Below are 16358 nucleotides of genomic sequence, written 5' to 3' on the forward strand. Positions count from 1 at the left end.
TGGTGACGCACGAAGACCGCCGCCCCGGCTCGGGCAGTGGCCGAGCCGGGGCGACGGAGGTACGGGGAGCAGGGCAGCGGGGACTTGGCCCTCCTCCCCGAGTTCATACGGGATACCGGGGTACCGGGGCTCAGCCCATCTCCTCCAGCGTCTTGCCCTTCGTCTCCTTGACGAACCGGAGCACGAACGGGATCGAGAGCGCGGCGAAGATCGTGTAGATCAGGTAGGTCGCGGAGAGGTTCCAGTCGGCCAGCGACGGGAAGCTCGCGGTGATGGCCCAGTTGGCGATCCACTGCGCGGCGGCGGCCACGCCCAGTGCGGCGGCGCGGATCTTGTTCGGGAACATCTCGCCGAGGAAGACCCAGACGACGACACCCCAGGAGAGGGCGAAGAAGAGGACGAAGATGTGAGCGGCGACCAGGGCGATCCAGCCCTGGGTGGCGGGCAGCTTGCCGTCGACGAGGTCGAAGGAGAAGGCCCAGGCCTCCAGGGCGAGGCCGACGACCATGCCGACCGAGCCGATGAGCGCCAAGGGCCTGCGGCCGATGCGGTCCACGAAGATCATCGCGATCACTGTGCCGACGATGTTGATGATCGACGTGGTGAAGGAGTAGAAGAACGACTCCGTCGGGTCGACGCCGACCGACTGCCACAGCGTCGAGGAGTAGTAGAACGCCACGTTGATACCGACGAACTGCTGGAACACCGAGAGCCCGATGCCGATCCAGACGATCGGCTTGAAGAAGAAGGTGCCGCCGAGCAGGTCCCGGAAGGTCGACTTGTGCTCGCTCCTCATGGCGTGCTCGATCTCGGCGACCCGGGCGTCCATGTCGATGCCGTCGCCCTCGACCTCGCGCAGCACCTCACGGGCGCGCTCGTCCTGGCCGACGGAGATCAGGAAGCGCGGCGACTCGGGGATGGCGAGGGACAGCAGCCCGTACAGCACCGCCGGTACGACCATCACACCGAGCATCACCTGCCAGGCCTCGACGCCCAGCAGCTCACCGCGCTGGTCACCGCCGGCCGCGTTCAGGATGCCCCAGTTGACCAGCTGCGAGATGGCGATGCCGACGACGATCGCGGCCTGCTGGAAGGAGCCGAGCCGGCCCCGGTACGCGGCCGGGGCGACCTCGGCGATGTAGGCGGGGCCGATCACGGAGGCCATGCCGATGGCGAAGCCGCCGATGATCCGCCAGAAGGCGAGGTCGTACAGGGAGAAGGGCAGCGCGGAGCCGACGGCGCTGATCGTGAACAGCACGGCGGAGATCTGCATGCAGCGGATGCGGCCGATGCGGTCGGCCATGCGTCCGGCGGTGGCGGCGCCGATGGCACAGCCGATCAGGGCGATGGCGATGACCTGCGCCAGGGCCGCGGAGCCGATGTCGTAGCGGTCCCGGATGGCCTCGACCGCGCCGTTGATCACGGCACTGTCGTAGCCGAAGAGGAAACCGCCCATCGCGGCCGCCGCCGCGATGAAGATGACGTGCCCGAGGTGCTCGGGGTGAGCCGTCACGGCTCCTGACTTGAGTGCCTGCTCAGCGCTGGTCACGTACAGCTCCCAGGTAGGTGGTACCTGAATGTAAAAACGACGTTGCCGAGACTATTCCTTCAAGTTTCTAAGTCAAGAGGGTCAGGGGTGTGAGAAAAGAGGCACCCGCGACCGGAGTGTGTTCAAGTCTTGAAGTGTTGTGGAGGGGAGGGACGCGGGGCGGAGGAGGGGCGGCGGACTAGCGGAGCCGCTGTGAAATCACCTTCGACACGCCGTCGCCCTGCATGGAGACGCCGTACAGCGCGTCGGCGACCTCCATCGTCCGCTTCTGATGCGTGATCACGATGAGCTGCGAGGCCTCCTGCAACTCCTGCATGATCCGGATGAGCCGCTGGAGGTTGGTGTCGTCGAGGGCCGCCTCGACCTCGTCCATGACGTAGAAGGGGCTCGGCCGAGCCTTGAAGATCGACACCAGCAACGCTACGGCGGTGAGTGAGCGCTCGCCACCGGAGAGCAACGAGAGCCGCTTGACCTTCTTGCCCGGGGGCCGGGCCTCCACATCCACACCGGTGGTGAGCATGTTGTCGGGGTCGGTCAGGATCAGCCGCCCCTCGCCACCGGGGAACAGCCGGCTGAAAACACCCTCGAACTGCACGGCGGTGTCCCGGTAGGCCTCGGTGAAGACCTGCTCGACGCGCTCGTCGACCTCCTTCACGACCTGAAGCAGATCGGCGCGCGTCTTCTTCAGATCCTCGAGCTGCTCGCTCAGGAACTTGTGGCGTTCCTCCAGCGCCGCGAACTCCTCCAGGGCGAGCGGGTTGACCTTGCCGAGCTGCTGGTAGGCCCGCTCGGCCGCCTTGAGGCGCTTCTCCTGCTCGGCCCGGTGGAACTGCTTCGGCTGGTTGCGCGGGTCCTCCGGATCCTCGGGCAGTTCCTCGCCCTCGGCGGGGGGCGAGGGCGGCACCAGCTGGTGCGGGCCGTACTCGTCGACGAGCCCCTCGGGCTCCACGCCCAGCTCCTCCAGCGCCTTGGTCTCCAGCTGCTCGATCCGCATGCGCTTCTCGGCGCCGAGCACCTCACCCCGATGCACGGAGTCCGTCAGCTTGTCGAGTTCGGCCTTGAGATCGCGCCCCTGGGCACGAGCGGTGCCCAGTTCCTGTTCCCGGCGCGCCTTGGCCGCGTCGGCGGCGACCCGCTCGGCCTCGGCCCGCCCGAGCGACACCTCGACGTGCGCGAGCAGTTGCCGGGCCCCGGAGGCGACGGCCTCGGCGACGGCCGCCTCGTGTCTGAGCCGCGCCCGCCGCTGCTCGGCCCGCGCGCGTGCCTCGCGTTCGGCGCGTGCGGCCCGGTCGAGCGAGTCGGCCCGTCCGGCCAGCCCCTTGACCCGCTCCTCGTGCGTACGGACCTGGAGCCGGGCCTCCATCTCGGTCTGCCGCGCGTTGGCACCGTCGGCGGCGAGCCGATCCCGTACGCCGGTGTCGGGCTCCTCCTCGACGGGCATCTCCTCGACGACGGCCAGCCGCTCCGCAAGCTCTTCGGCATCCTGTACGGCCCTGTCGAGCGCCTCCTGTGCCCGCGCCGCGGCGGCGGTGGACCTCTCGGCCTCCCCGGCGGCGCCCCTGGCCTGCCCGGCGAGCCGCCCGAGCTGCTGGGCCACGGCCGACTTCTCCCGGTCGGCGGCCCGCCGCCGCTCCCCGATCTCCTCGACGAACGCGGCACACTCCTTGCGCCGCTCCACGGCGAGCTGCTGCGCCCCGGCCAACTCCTCGCACCGCACGGCCAGTTCATCGAGCTGCGCGGCGGCTTCATCGACGGAGGCCTGCACTTCCAGCAGACTCGGCGCCCCGGCGGACCCACCGTGCGCGAAGTGGGCGCCCAGCAGATCCCCTTCGGCGGTCACGGCGGTCAACTCCGGCCGCGCGTACACCAGTTCCTCGGCGTCTTCGAGGGTCTCCACGACAACGATCCCACGCAGCAACCGCCGTACGGCGGGCATGAGTTCGAGGGGGCCTCGGACCAGATCGGCGGCGAGGAGAGGCGCTGCGCGCCCGCTGCTCCGGGCCACGTCACGATCACCAGGGGCGGTTCCACTGCCCGGAGCGGCGCCCGCACCCGGCCGGCCCTCGGCGTCGGCCGCCTGACCGGCACGGATTCCGGCGTCCTCGACCGAACCACCGGCACCGGCACCGCGTACACCCCCGAAAGCCGAGCCGTCGTGCGCGGGGACCACCGCGTGCTGTCGCGCACCAAGGCCACCGCCGGGCTCGTCGCCCGCAGGGCCGAGCCGGGCACCCGACTGCCCTCCGTCGGTATCCGCAAGGCCCGCCAAGTCGCTTGGACCTGCACCCGGCTCCCCCGCCGCACGCGGTGCCGCCTCCGGCAAACCGCCCGCAGGCCCCGAGCCACTCCCCGACCGCCCACCGGCATCCCCGGAAGCCGCCGAGCCCCCCGCACCCACACCATCCGCAGGACTCACCGAGCCACGGACACCCGCCTCCGGCGAACCGCCCCCAGAACCCGAGCCGCCACCCAGCCCCTCACCAGCCCCCGGACCGCCCCCCACAGCACCCACCGAGCCAAGCGCACCCGGACCCGGCTCCCCCGCCGAACCCCCTGACCGCCGCGCCCCACCGCCCTCCGGCTCCGGCGCCCCCGCAAGCAGCAGCGAAGCGCGACCCCCGTCCTGCTTGCGCAGGAGGCGGATCGCGGCTGCCGCCGCGGCCGGGGTCGACACCGCGATGGCGTCCGCCGCCGCGCCGAAGGCGGCGGCCAGGGCGACCTCGTGGCCCGGGGTGACCGTCAGGAGTTCGGCCGCCGGGCCGAGCAGGCCCGTGAGGCGGTCCTGGGCGGCCAGGAGCGCGCCTGTGCCGTCCTTGCGGCGCAGGCCGAGGGCGAGGGCCTCGTGGCGGGCCTGGGTGGCGGCGCGCCGGCGTTCCGCTGCCGTGGCCGCCTCGCGGGCCGTTGTGAGGGCCGCTTCCGCGTCGGCCAGGGCCGCCTTCGCCGTGGCGTGCTGTTCCGCCAGGTCCGCGTCGCCCGCGTCGAGGCCGTCGACCTCGGCCTTCAGGATCTCGTACTCCTCCTGGGCCGCGACCGCACGTGCCTGGGCCTCGTCGCGGGCGGCGGCGAGGCGGTCGATCTCGGCCTGGGCGCTGGCCGCCCGTGAACGGGCCGCGTTGACCTGGCCGTTCAGCCGGGCCAGGCCCTCGCGGCGGTCGGCGATCGCGCGGGCCACGTCCTTCAGGCGCCGTTCCTCGACCGCGAGTTCGCGTTCCAGTTCGGCGCGGTGGGCGACCGTGTCCTCCAGCGCGTGTTCGGCCGCCTCCAGGGCCGCTTCCAGCTCGGCCTCCTGCTCCCGGATGCGCGCGGCCTCGCGCTCCATGTCCTCGGGCTCGCGGCCACGCCGTTCCTCGTCGGGGGCTGAGGTGGCGCTCTTCACGCGCGCGTCGGCCAGCGAGACGGTGCCGCGTACGCGTTCGGCGAGCTGGGACAGCTCGTACCAGGTCTGCTGTGCGCGCTGGAGGCGCGGGGTGAGCTGACGTACCTCGTCCTCAAGGAGCGCCTCGCGCTGGAGGGCCTTCTTCAGCTCGGCCTCCGCCGCCTCCTTGCGTTCCTTGAGCGCGGCCTCGTCCGCGACCTCCGTCCGGAGCGCCGCCCGCAGCCGTACGAGGTCGTCGGCGAGGAGCCGGAGCCGGGAGTCGCGCAGATCCGCCTGGATGACCGCGGCCCGGCGCGCGACCGCCGCCTGCCGCCCCAGCGGCTTCAGCTGGCGCCGCAGCTCGTCGGTGAGGTCCTGGACGCGGGCGAGGTTCGCCTGCATCGCGTCCAGCTTGCGCAGCGCCTTCTCCTTGCGCTTGCGGTGCTTCAGTACGCCCGCTGCCTCCTCGATGAAGGCGCGGCGGCCCATCGGATCGGCGTGCAGTACGGAGTCCAGCTGGCCCTGGCCGACGATGACGTGCATCTCGCGGCCGATGCCGGAGTCGGACAGCAGTTCCTGGATGTCGAGGAGCCGGCAGGTGTCGCCGTTGATCTGGTACTCGCTGCCGCCGTTGCGGAACATGATCCGCGTGATGGTGACCTCGGCGTACTCGATGGGCAGCGCGCCGTCGGAGTTGTCGATGGTCAACGACACCTCGGCGCGGCCCAGCGGCGGGCGGCCCGTCGTGCCGGCGAAGATGACGTCCTCCATCTTGCCGCCGCGCAGCGACTTGGCGCCCTGTTCGCCCATGACCCAGCTGAGCGCGTCCACGACGTTGGACTTGCCCGAACCATTGGGCCCCACGACACACGTGATGCCCGGCTCGAACCGGAGCGTGGTCGCCGAGGCGAACGACTTGAACCCTCGGAGGGTCAGGGCCTTGAGGTGCACGCCGCTGGACTCTACCTTCCGCCGTTATGTCACACAGTGAACCCCCGGATACCCCGCGGTTTCACGGATGAACGTGCAGGGCACACCAGACGTTAAAGAGAGTGCAAGCGCTTGAGGAAGCACAGCGGCACCCACACAAGCACCCAGGCACCGAAGCACCGGGGGAAATAAAGAAGGGACGCCGAAGCGTCCCTTGCAATACTCTGGCCAAAATCTGAACTCTGACGACTTAGCGGTTGATACGGGCAGCCAACCACTGCGTGTCGTGACCGATGCAGTGATCAGGTGAGCGCGGGCTCCGCCTGGCGTGCGTCGATGCTCTCGAGAAGCGAGTCGTGAGAAGCGGCAGCCGTCAGCTCGTCGTTCTCCGCCTGGATGCGTCCGAGTTCGGATTCCAGGTCCTGTACGCGCTGCTGGAGCCGTCGCATCTCGGCGAGGAGTCGCGGGTCAGAGCCGCCGACGTAACCGAGAAGCGCCTTTGCCATGATTGATGGTCCTCCACACTGAGTGACCGACCGAAGCGGTGTGGGTCGTGAGGGAATCGCACCCGCGATGCTTGGCACTCTGGAGTTCTTGCTGCCGTTCTTACATGCCAAACAGCTAAGGTGCGCGGGGCTTTCAGCGTCTCACCAAAAAGTTTGACGGTCAACACGATCACGCCCTGTATTGGCGGGCGGCACCGTGGCGCACGGCCCCTGTGGGGCGGCGCTGCGACTCCGGCGGGGCCCGCGGGCGTGACGACAAGCGTTTTCTGCGGAGCCTGCCACGACCTGCGCTTCTTGGCAACCACCAGCCCGTTTCTGCTGTGGACAGGTGCGCGTGGCATGTCCACGGGCCGTCGCCTGGGCCCCTTTACAGAACACCTTCAGCGGATGGCGAAGCCGTCGTAGATCCGGCGAGGTGTGTCCCAGATCTCGGTGACGCCGTCCACGCGGCCGGGCGTGTCGCTCCCCCGCAGCCAGTCGAGCAGTCCTTCGCAGCCCGGACGCGGGCCTTCCGCGACCACTTGCACACGTCCGTCGTCCAAATTGAGAGCAAAACCACTCAGGCCGCCGATCTCCAGGGCCTTCGCCCGCGTGAACCAGCGGAAACCCACACCCTGGACGCGTCCGCGCACCCAGGCGACCAGCCGTACATCCTCGTTCATGGGTGCACGCTAACGGGCCAATGTCTCTCTCAGCACTTCCTCCCCTTGCGCCATGGGGTACCGTCCCCACCCAACGAATCTCATATGAAACTCACTCGATCGAGTGAGTTACCCGGACCGCAAGGACGAGGAAGGCCAAAACATGGGACGCCACCGACGCTCCGCCGCCGGCCGCGCCACCACGGGTCGCGCCACGGGGGTCACGGAAACATACGATTCGGGCACGGGTGGTCACGGATCCGATCACGGACCGTACGACTCCCAGGTCCCGCCCACTCAGCACATACCGCACACCGCCTACAGCACGCTGTGGGAGGACGCGCCCACGACCGTGGGCATCGCCCCTTATCTGAACCCCGAGGCGCACTCCGAGGCCTACGCGAAGAGCAACGCCTACCTCTTCGCCCCGGACGACACCGGCGCCCACGGGGCACTGAACGGCGACAGCCCCTTCGACGGGCCGGGTGCCGGCGGCACGCGCCGCCGCAAGAAGCGGTCGTCCAGGCCGATCCGTACGGGCCTGCTCGGCGTCTCCGCCGCGGTCGCCCTCGGTACCGTCGCGGTCGCCACGGGCGTGCTGCCCGGCGGTGGCGACAAGTACACGCTCGGCGGCGGCAGCAGCGGCGACAAGGTGCAGGCCGCGGACTCCCCGACGAACGACGAGACCCAGCAGGGCGGCACGTCCGGCAACGCCGACACGGACCGCGACAGCGGTACGTCGACGAGCCGCGACTCGGACCGGGACACCTCGTCCCCGTCGCCCTCCCCCTCGACGTCGACCGCGTCGGCGGCCCCGACGACCGAGGCCCCGCCGAAGAAGCCCTCGGCCACTCCCACCAAGGAACCGAAGGCGACTCCGACGCCCACACCGACGAAGTCGAAGGAGAAGCAGCAGTCCTCCGCCCCGATCACGGTGACCGCGGAGGCCGCCGCCGAGGCGGAGGTGCTCAAGCTCGTCAACGAGGAGCGGGCGAAGGTCGGCTGCAGCGCGGTGGCGGCGAACAGCGCACTGCGGGAGCTGGCGGAGGCGTTCAGCGACGACATGGCCGCCCGGGACTTCTTCGACCACACCGACCCCGACGGTCTCTCGCCCTGGGACCGCGCGGACAAGGCCGGCATCACCAGCCTCGGCGGCGAGAACATCGCCCGGGGCCAGGCCGACGCGGCCGCGGTGATGGAGGCCTGGATGAACAGCCCCGGCCACAAGGCGAACATCCTGAACTGCGACTTCAAGACGCTGGGGGTGGGTGTCCACTTCGGCTCGGGCGGCCCCTGGTGGACGCAGGACTTCGGCTACTGAGCGGCAGAACCGGCTGAGCGACCGAGGATTCCGAGGATTGCGCTAACCGACGGTTAGCGCAATCTTCAGGTCAGCGCTGCGCTCGCGTACGCTGGGGTCATGATGAACGCCACGGAGGAGCAGAACCTCCCCTACGACGTGTTCGCCAAGGCCTGTCCGTCGCGTGGCACGCTGGAGCACGTCACGGGTCGCTGGGGCGCGCTCACGCTCGGCGCCCTCCAGGAGGGCTCGCTCCGCTTCAACGAGCTGCGCCGTCGTGTCGACGGCGTGAGCGAGAAGATGCTCTCCCAGACCCTCCAGGCCCTGGAGCGCGACGGCCTGGTGCACCGCGAGGCCCAGCCGACGAACCCGCCCCGCGTGGACTACGAACTGACCCCCCTGGGCCACGAGGTCGCCGAGCGCCTGCTGTCGCTCATCCACTGCGTGGAGGGCCGCATGGACTCCGTACTGGCGGCTCGCGAACGCTACGACACCGCGCGCGGGACCCTCTGACACTTCGGACAGAAGTAGCTGGACCGGTTCATCCAGGGACGGCGGAGCATCGGCGTCGCACACCGCTTGCAGGGCAGTCCCTCGCGTCCGTACGCGTCGAGCGAGCGGTCGAAGTACCCCGATTCGCCATTGACGTTGACATACAGACTGTCGAAACTCGTGCCGCCCACGGCCAGCGCCGCGTTCATCACATCCCGTACATGGCCCAGGAGTTCGGCCGTGCGCGGCCGGGTGAAGCCGGCGGTCGGACGTTCGTAGTGGAGGCGGGACCGCCAAAGGGCCTCGTCCGCGTAGATGTTGCCGACGCCGCTGATCAACGACTGGTCGAGCAGGGCCCGTTTGATGGTCGTACGCTTCCGGCGCAGCGCCTGATGGAAGGCCTCGTCGTCGAACAGCGGGTCGAGGGGGTCGCGCGCGATGTGGGCGATGACGTCGGGCAGCCCGTCGGGCGTGTTGTCGTGCAACGACAGCCCACCGAAGGTGCGTTGGTCGACGAACCGCAGCTCGGTACCGAGGTCGTCCGCGAACCGGACGCGGATGCGGAGGTGCTTCTCGTCAGCGGCATCGTGCGGCTGGACCAGCAGTTGCCCGCTCATCCCGAGATGCGCGAGCACCGACTGCCCGGTGTCCTCCAACGGCAGCCACAAATACTTCCCACGCCGACTGGGCACACCGATGCGATGCCCTTTGAGGCGGTGAGTGAAGTCGTCGGCCCCGGCAAGATGCCGCCGCACGGCCCGAGGATGCAACACCTCGGCATCGGCAACGATCCGCTCGGCAACCCACCGAGCAAGCCCCCGCCGCACAACCTCGACCTCAGGCAACTCAGGCATGGAAACCCCCTAGCTTTAGGCTTTCAGGGGCGCGGGGAACTGCGCGACCAGCCCCCACCGGGCCCGCAGACAACGAAAAACCGAAAAACACCAGTGCAAGTCCCGCCAGGGACAAGCACTGGTGCACACAACCTCAGGCAGAGGTAGAGGAAGACACGTCCACGTCCTCCTCAACAGGCACCGCGGCCTCAGCGACAACAGCCTCGGCAGCCGCTTTGGCACGTTCATCCGCATCCGCGCGGATGGAACGCCAAGCCGACTCCGCGGCCTGCTGCTCCGCCTCCTTCTTGCTGCGGCCGGTGCCGGTGCCGTACGAGACGCCTCCGACGCGGGCGGCAGCAGTGAAGGTCTTCTCGTGGTCCGGACCGGTCTCCGTGACCAGGTACTCGGGGACACCGAGCCCTTCGGTCGCGGTGAGTTCCTGGAGACTGGTCTTCCAGTCCAGGCCGGCACCGAGATTCGAGGACTTCTCGATCAGCGGGTCGAAGAGACGGTGGACGAGTTCGCCCGCCGCGTCGAGACCCTGGTCGAGATAGACAGCGCCGATCACCGCTTCGAGGGTGTCGGCGAGGATGGACGCCTTGTCCCGCCCGCCCGTGCCCTCTTCACCGCGGCCGAGCCGGATGAAGGAGCCGAGTTCGAGCCCACGGCCCACCTCCGCGAGCGCACGAGAGTTGACCACCGCGGCCCGCAGCTTGGCCAACTGGCCTTCTGGGAGGTCGGGGTGGGTGCGGTACAGCGTGTCCGTGACCACCAGGCCGAGCACGGAGTCCCCGAGGAACTCCAGCCGCTCGTTGGTGGGCAGACCGCCGTTCTCGTACGCGTACGAACGGTGGGTCAGCGCACGCACCAGAAGGGCGGACTCCAGCTGGTAGCCGAGCCGCCCTTCCAGAAGCGTGTGGGACGAGGCCGTGTCCGCCGTTTTTTTCTTGGCGGTCGAGTCCGCCGGGGCGTCAGACATGAAGCCTCTCACCAGCCGCTCAGACCTCGAGGACCTGGCGCTTGTTGTAAGTGCCGCAAGACGGGCACGCGATGTGCTGCAGCTTGGGCTCCTGGCAACGCTCGCACGCAACCAGGGTGGGGACCGCAGCCTTCCACTGCGACCGGCGGTGGCGCGTGTTGCTGCGCGACATCTTCCGCTTCGGAACAGCCACGGCTACTTCTCCTGCTTCTCGTCGACGCCCGCTTCCGCGTCGGCGCCGCTGATCTCGTCCTTCTCGCCGGGTTCGAGTGAACCTGCGAGTCCCTGCAGTGCCGCCCAACGGATGTCGACGGCATCGTGGTGGTGGTCCGGGTCGTCCGCCAGCCGGGCTCCGCACTGGGAGCACAGGCCGGGGCAGTCGTCCTGGCACACCGGCTGCATCGGCAGTGCGAGCACCACCGCATCACGCAGCACGGGTTCGAGGTCGAACAAGCCGTCCTCGATGAAGAGCGTGTCCTCGTCTTCCTCGGCGTCGTCGGCCGGCTCCGCTTTCACACGGCCCCGGTCGTCGGCGTCAGGGTACGAGAACATCTCCTGGAAATCCGCTTCGAGCTGCTGCTCGAGCGGCTCCAGACACCTTACGCACTCCCCCTTGGCGCGTGCACGGGCGGTGCCTGTGACAAGCACACCTTCCATGACCGACTCCAGGCGGAGTTCGAGCTCCACCGGCGCGCCTTCCGGCACTCCGATGACTCCCGCGAGACCGAAGTCCTTGGGAGCGTCGATCTCACGGGTCAGGCGCTGTAGCGCGCCAGGACGCCGCCCCAGCTCGTGTGTGTCGAACACAAGAGGGTTGCGGTGGTCGAGGCGGGCGTTCAGAGCCATTCCTGCTTTCGATCTTCGATGCTCAGCCGCCCGTCTTCCGGGCAGCGGTGATCGCAGAGGTACACGCGACCGAAGAGCCAGGATACTGGACCTTCCGCCCACGGCCCAATCCGGTCCCCGCGCGGGGACTTACTGGCCGCCGCGACCCTGTTCGTAGGCGCGCAGCTGCTCGGCACTGATCATGGTCGTGTCGAAGAAGCTGGTCTCGTCGAGGGCGTGCGGCTGCTGCGGCTGCTGCGGCTGCTGCTGTTCCGGCTGGACGTGCCCCTGCTGGACCTGGGCGGGGTCGTAGCCGGCCTGCTGACCGTCGTAGCCCTGGTAGGCGTAAGGGTCGGCCGACTGGTAGCCGTAGGGGTCCTGCTGCTGGGCGTAGGCCTGCTGGTAGCCGCCGTACGGGTCCGCGGGCTGCTGGTAGCCGTACTGGTCCTGCTGGCCGTACTGCTGCTGGGCCGGGATCTCCGCCGCCCGGGGCTGTACCCCCAGGGAGTCCGGGGAGTCGGCGAGGTCGGCCAGGTAGTCGGCGTCGCTGGTGTGCTGCCTGGGGCTGCCGTCGTCGTCCTGGCCGAGGGCGCCGAGGTCGTCGGAGGCGATACGGCCGTGCAGGGTCTGCCGGCCGCGGCCGACCGCCTCCAGGGTCTTGGCGAGGACGGCCTCGAAGGCGCCGAGCTTCACGTCGACGTATTTGTCGGCGTTGAGGCGCAGGGTCTCGGGGTCGTGGCTGCGCTCGGGGGCGTCCTCGTCCTCGTACCCCTGCTCGTCGAGGCCGGGGCCGGTACCGAGGAGCTTCTCGCGGCCTCGGCCGACCGAGCCGAGGGTCTTGGTGAGGACGACCTCGAAGTTGGCGAGCTTGGAGTCGACGTAGTCGTCGGCCTCGGCGCGGACGTCCTCGGCCTCCTTGCGGGCCTCGGCGAGGATGCGGTCCGCCTCGTTCTGGGAGCGGCGGGCGACCTCCGTGTCGGAGATCAGCGAGCCGCGCTCCTCATGGGCGGTCCGGATGATCCGGTCGGCCTCCTGACGGGCCTGCTCGACCATGTGCTCCCGGTCGCCGATCAGCTCCTGTGCCTGTGCGAGGGAGCCGGGCAGGGCCGCGCGCACCTCTTCCAGCATCGCGAGAAGGTCGGCGCGGTTGACCACGCACGAGGCCGACATGGGCATCGACCGGGCACTGGAGACCGAGGAGACGATCTCGTCGAGCTTCTTCTGCACGTCCACCGTGTGCTCGCCACTCTCTACAGCTGTGATGAAGACGGACGGGTCGACTGTACGACTCCTGTCGCCCCGCCCGACACCGAGTGACGGTTTGTCAGTTCTTCGTCAGCCCGCCGGTCAGTCCTTCTTGAGGCGGCCGTCGAGGGCTTCCAGGACGAGCGGCGGTACGAGGTGGGAGACGTCCCCGCCCCAGGCGGCCACCTCCTTGACCAGCGAGGAGGACAGGAAGCTGTAGGTGGGATTGGTCGGCACGAAGAGCGTCTCGACGCCGGACAGACCGTTGTTCATCTGGGCCATCTGGAGTTCGTAGTCGAAGTCGCTGACGGCTCTCAGGCCCTTGACGATGGCCGGGATGTCGCGCTGTTTGCAGAAGTCGACGAGGAGGCCGTGGAAGGACTCGACCCGGACGTTCCCGAACTCGGCGGTGACCTGGCGGATCAGGTCGATCCGCTCGTCGATCTCGAACAGGCCCTTCTTGGACTTGTTGATCATGACCGCGACATAGACCTCGTCGTACAGACGGGAGGCGCGGGAAATGATGTCGAGGTGTCCGTTGGTGATCGGGTCGAACGACCCGGGACAGACGGCGCGGCGCACTAGTGATCCCTCGCTCTCCGGTCCGGTCATCGTGCGTCTTCGCACGTAGAGGCGGCGCGACCGTACCAAAACGTTCCCTCGCCGTAGCGACGGGCCCGGAGCGCTTCGAAGCCGTCCGGCCAGCCGAATTCGCCGCCTCTGGTGCTGCGCTCCACGGTGACGAGGGCTCCGGCCGCGAGCCAGCCCCCCGCCCGGAGTGTGAGCAGGATCTCGCGAAGATCGTCGTCCGGAACGGCGTACGGCGGGTCGATGAAGACGATGTCGTACGGCTGTGCGGACGGCGTCTGGACAACCTGTTCCGCCTTGCCCGCCCTGACCTCGGCGCCGGGCAGCCCGAGCGACTTGACGTTCTCGCGGACGATGCGGGCGGCGCGGGGGTCGGCCTCCACGAGGAGGGTGTGTCCTGCGCCGCGGCTGAGCGCCTCCAGGCCTACGGCGCCGGAGCCGGCGTACAGGTCGAGGACCCGTTCGCCGTCCAGGGGGCCGCCCAGGAGTGCCTGCCAGGTGGAGAAGAGGCCCTCGCGGGCGCGGTCCGATGTGGGGCGTGTGCCGGTGCCCGGCGGGACGGCTAGGCGTCGTCCGCCGGCTGTGCCGGCGATCACGCGGGTCATCTGGGGGTCCTTGTCCGGGGGAATGGGTGCGGGTTCAGTCTGGCAGGCGGTGGTGGGGGGTGCTTTGTGTTGTAGGCGACTCCGGGCCCGGTGCGGGCTGGTCGCGCAGTTCCCCGCGCCCCTGGGGGCGCCCCTGCGGGGCAGCCCCCCAAGCCGTGGACAAGCAGCCCTCCCCCGAGCCGGGATGTAAAGTGCCTCACCCCTTGTCCAAGTACTGCTCCCTCTCCTCGTCCAGCAAAGCGTCCAGGGCCGTACGGAGGCCAGGGAGGCTCGTCAAGTCCGGGTCGGCGGCGACCACGGCCGCCGCCTCCTCCCTTGCCTCCGCGATGATTTCCTCGTCGTCGATGACCGTGAGCATGCGGAGGGATGTGCGGGCACCCGACTGGGCCTGGCCCAGGACGTCGCCCTCTCTGCGTTGTTCCAGGTCGATGCGGGAGAGTTCGAAGCCGTCGAGGGTGGCCGCGACGGCGTTGAGACGCTGGCGGGCCGCGCTCGCCTCGGGCATCTCGCTGACCAGGAGGCAGAGACCGGCCGCCGAGCCACGGCCGACGCGGCCGCGGAGCTGATGGAGCTGGGAGACGCCGAAGCGGTCGGCGTCCATGATCACCATGGCGGTCGCGTTGGGGACGTTGACGCCGACCTCGATGACCGTCGTGGCCACCAGGACGTCCGTCTCCCCGGCGGCGAAGCGGCGCATCACGGCGTCCTTGTCGTCGGGGTGCATCCGGCCGTGCAGGATCTCGACCTTGAGTCCCTGGAGGGGGCCACGGGTGAGCTGGTCGGCCACCTGTACGACGGCCAGCGGCGGGCGCTTCTCCGCCTCGTCCTCCGCCGACTTCCTGGCCTTCTTGGGGTCGTCCTCCTCGTCGCCGATGCGCGGGCAGACCACGTACGCCTGGTGGCCGCCCTCGACCTCCTCGCGCACGCGCTCCCACGCGCGCGCCAGGAAATGGGGTTTGTCCGCGGCCGGGACGACATGGCTGGCGATCGGGGAGCGGCCGGCCGGGAGCTGGTCCAGGACCGAGGTCTCCAGGTCGCCGAAGACCGTCATGGCGACCGTGCGCGGGATGGGTGTCGCCGTCATCACGAGGAGGTGCGGGGGCTGTTTGCCCTTGCCGCGCAGGGCGTCGCGCTGTTCTACGCCGAAGCGGTGCTGTTCGTCGACCACCACCAGGCCGAGGTCGTGGAACTGGACCTTGTCCTCGATCAGCGCGTGCGTGCCGATCACGAGCCCCGCCTCGCCGGTGACGAGGTCGAGGAGCGCCTGGCGGCGGGCGGCCGTGCCCATGGAGCCGGTCAGGAGGACCACCTTGGTGGCCTTGTCGGCGCCGCCGAGCATGCCGCCCTCGGCCAACTCGCCCATCATCTCGGTGATCGACCGGTGGTGCTGCTGGGCGAGCACCTCGGTGGGCGCGAGCATCGCGGCCTGACCGCCCGCGTCGACGACGGCGAGCATGGCGCGGAGGGCCACCATTGTCTTCCCCGATCCGACTTCGCCCTGGAGCAGCCGGTGCATCGGGTGTTCCGCCGCCAGGTCGTCGAAGATCTCCTTGGAGACCTTCTGCTGGCCCTCCGTGAGGGTGAAGGGCAACTTCGCGTCGAAGGCCGTGAGGAGGCCGTCCGGGGTCGGTCTGCGGGGGACCGCCGGGAGTTGGGCGTCCGCGTGGCGGCGGCGGGCCAGGGCGATCTGGAGGACGAACGCCTCGTCCCACTTGAGTCGGGTGCGCGCGTCCTCGATGTCCGCCTTGGTGTGCGGGCGGTGGATCTTCAGGAGCGCCTCGGGAAGGGTGGCGAGGCCCCTGCCCTCCCGGAGGGAGGGGGGCAGCGGGTCGACGGCCGCCTGGGCGAGGTCCAACACCGTCTGTAGCGACTTGGCGATCTTCCAGGACTCCAGCTTCGCCGTGGCGGGGTACAGCGGGATCAGTGCGCCCGCCCAGGAATCGACCGTCTCCGCTGCCTCGTCGGTGTCCCCCCGCAGCAACTCGTACGCCGGATGGGCGAGTTGGAGGCGGCGGTTGAAGACCGACGCCTTGCCCGCGAACAGTGCGCGGGTGCCGGGGAGGAGTTCCTTGTGGGGTTTGTGGACACCGTGGCCGAAGAAGACCAGTTGGAGCCGGCCGCTACCGTCCGTGATGGTGACTTCCAGGCGCTGGCCCTTGCCGCCCCGGGCCTTCGAGGAGGCGAAGGTGTGCAGGCGGGCGTCGGCCACCTGGGCGACCACCGTCACGTGTTCGTCCATGGGGAGGTCGGCCAGGTGGGTGAGCTGGCCCCGCTCCTCGTACCTGCGCGGATAGTGGTGCAGGAGGTCGCCGACGGTGTGCAGGCCGAGGTGCTCGGCCATCACCTTCGCGGTGGCGGGGCCGAGCACTGATTTCAGTGGTTGCTTCAGTGGTTCTTCCAGTGCGGGCACGAGATCCATTGCACACCACACCACTGACATTCCCGTATACGTATAGCGAATCCGCTGGTCAGACGGCTCGTTCGGGGCCTAGGATGGCGCGCCCGGC

At 69.5% G+C, this 16358-nt stretch carries 14 protein-coding genes; 2 read left to right on the forward strand and 12 right to left on the reverse strand.

Annotated elements, in window-relative coordinates; all coding sequences use genetic code 11:
* Nucleotides 1–130: 130 nt before the first annotated feature.
* The 4 genes from OG787_RS12475 to OG787_RS12490 all read right to left on the reverse strand — a co-directional run bounded on the left by OG787_RS12475 (nt 131) and on the right by OG787_RS12490 (nt 7002).
* Nucleotides 131–1549, reverse strand: a complete 1419-nt coding sequence (locus OG787_RS12475) for a sugar porter family MFS transporter (protein WP_405535231.1) — start codon at nt 1547–1549, stop codon at nt 131–133.
* Nucleotides 1550–1727: 178 nt separating this feature from the next.
* Nucleotides 1728–5855: an AAA family ATPase gene (locus tag OG787_RS12480; protein ID WP_405535232.1), complete on the reverse strand. Its 4128-nt coding sequence runs from the start codon at nt 5853–5855 to the stop codon at nt 1728–1730.
* 281 nt (nt 5856–6136) lie between these two features.
* Entirely contained in the window at nt 6137–6340 is a 204-nt protein-coding gene (locus OG787_RS12485) for a hypothetical protein (RefSeq protein ID WP_006375438.1), read from the reverse strand.
* A gap of 380 nt (nt 6341–6720) precedes the next feature.
* Nucleotides 6721–7002: an acylphosphatase gene (locus OG787_RS12490; protein WP_235474576.1), complete on the reverse strand. Its 282-nt coding sequence runs from the start codon at nt 7000–7002 to the stop codon at nt 6721–6723.
* A 142-nt stretch (nt 7003–7144) separates the two neighbouring features.
* Between OG787_RS12490 and OG787_RS12495 the strand changes: the two genes are divergently transcribed.
* On the forward strand, nt 7145–8302 hold the full coding sequence (locus OG787_RS12495) for a CAP domain-containing protein (RefSeq protein WP_369035513.1): 1158 nt from the start codon (nt 7145–7147) through the stop codon (nt 8300–8302).
* A 99-nt stretch (nt 8303–8401) separates the two neighbouring features.
* Nucleotides 8402–8794, forward strand: a complete 393-nt coding sequence (locus tag OG787_RS12500) for a winged helix-turn-helix transcriptional regulator (RefSeq protein WP_405535233.1) — start codon at nt 8402–8404, stop codon at nt 8792–8794.
* Here OG787_RS12500 and mutM read toward each other — a convergent pair.
* The 8 genes from mutM to recG form a co-directional block, all read right to left on the reverse strand.
* Nucleotides 8767–9627: a bifunctional DNA-formamidopyrimidine glycosylase/DNA-(apurinic or apyrimidinic site) lyase gene (gene mutM, locus OG787_RS12505; RefSeq protein WP_369035514.1), complete on the reverse strand. Its 861-nt coding sequence runs from the start codon at nt 9625–9627 to the stop codon at nt 8767–8769. The two genes, OG787_RS12500 and mutM, sit on opposite strands and share 28 nt — an antisense overlap.
* Before the next feature lie 133 nt (nt 9628–9760).
* Nucleotides 9761–10588, reverse strand: coding sequence for a ribonuclease III (gene rnc, locus OG787_RS12510; RefSeq protein ID WP_369035515.1), 828 nt, complete (start codon nt 10586–10588; stop codon nt 9761–9763).
* 19 nt (nt 10589–10607) lie between these two features.
* Entirely contained in the window at nt 10608–10781 is a 174-nt protein-coding gene (rpmF, locus tag OG787_RS12515) for a 50S ribosomal protein L32 (RefSeq protein ID WP_030753522.1), read from the reverse strand.
* Nucleotides 10782–10783: 2 nt separating this feature from the next.
* On the reverse strand, nt 10784–11434 hold the full coding sequence (locus OG787_RS12520) for a DUF177 domain-containing protein (protein WP_235474579.1): 651 nt from the start codon (nt 11432–11434) through the stop codon (nt 10784–10786).
* 129 nt (nt 11435–11563) lie between these two features.
* Nucleotides 11564–12646, reverse strand: coding sequence for a cell division initiation protein (locus OG787_RS12525; RefSeq protein WP_405535234.1), 1083 nt, complete (start codon nt 12644–12646; stop codon nt 11564–11566).
* A gap of 114 nt (nt 12647–12760) precedes the next feature.
* The gene (coaD, locus tag OG787_RS12530; protein WP_235479875.1) at nt 12761–13240 is read right to left on the reverse strand and encodes a pantetheine-phosphate adenylyltransferase; all 480 of its coding nucleotides are present in this window, start codon (nt 13238–13240) and stop codon (nt 12761–12763) included.
* A gap of 26 nt (nt 13241–13266) precedes the next feature.
* Nucleotides 13267–13851 (reverse strand): 16S rRNA (guanine(966)-N(2))-methyltransferase RsmD, encoded by a 585-nt coding sequence (gene rsmD, locus OG787_RS12535; RefSeq protein ID WP_405535235.1) that lies wholly within the window; start codon nt 13849–13851, stop codon nt 13267–13269.
* Nucleotides 13852–14047: 196 nt separating this feature from the next.
* Nucleotides 14048–16270 (reverse strand): ATP-dependent DNA helicase RecG, encoded by a 2223-nt coding sequence (gene recG / locus OG787_RS12540; RefSeq protein WP_369035518.1) that lies wholly within the window; start codon nt 16268–16270, stop codon nt 14048–14050.
* Between the last annotated feature and the right edge of the window lie 88 nt (nt 16271–16358).

It is taken from the genome of Streptomyces sp. NBC_00075 (assembly GCF_045041225.1).
Taxonomy (GTDB): Bacteria; Actinomycetota; Actinomycetes; order Streptomycetales; family Streptomycetaceae; genus Streptomyces; species Streptomyces adonidis.

Coding starts and splice junctions, on each gene's coding strand:
- OG787_RS12485 (WP_006375438.1), bottom strand. CDS start 6,340: ATGGCAAAGGCGCTTCTCGGTTACGTCGGCGGCTCTGACCCGCGACTC.
- OG787_RS12490 (WP_235474576.1), bottom strand. CDS start 7,002: ATGAACGAGGATGTACGGCTGGTCGCCTGGGTGCGCGGACGCGTCCAG.
- OG787_RS12495 (WP_369035513.1), top strand. CDS start 7,145: ATGGGACGCCACCGACGCTCCGCCGCCGGCCGCGCCACCACGGGTCGC.
- OG787_RS12500 (WP_405535233.1), top strand. CDS start 8,402: ATGATGAACGCCACGGAGGAGCAGAACCTCCCCTACGACGTGTTCGCC.
- mutM (WP_369035514.1), bottom strand. CDS start 9,627: ATGCCTGAGTTGCCTGAGGTCGAGGTTGTGCGGCGGGGGCTTGCTCGG.
- rnc (WP_369035515.1), bottom strand. CDS start 10,588: ATGTCTGACGCCCCGGCGGACTCGACCGCCAAGAAAAAAACGGCGGAC.
- OG787_RS12520 (WP_235474579.1), bottom strand. CDS start 11,434: ATGGCTCTGAACGCCCGCCTCGACCACCGCAACCCTCTTGTGTTCGAC.
- rsmD (WP_405535235.1), bottom strand. CDS start 13,851: ATGACCCGCGTGATCGCCGGCACAGCCGGCGGACGACGCCTAGCCGTC.
- recG (WP_369035518.1), bottom strand. CDS start 16,270: ATGGATCTCGTGCCCGCACTGGAAGAACCACTGAAGCAACCACTGAAA.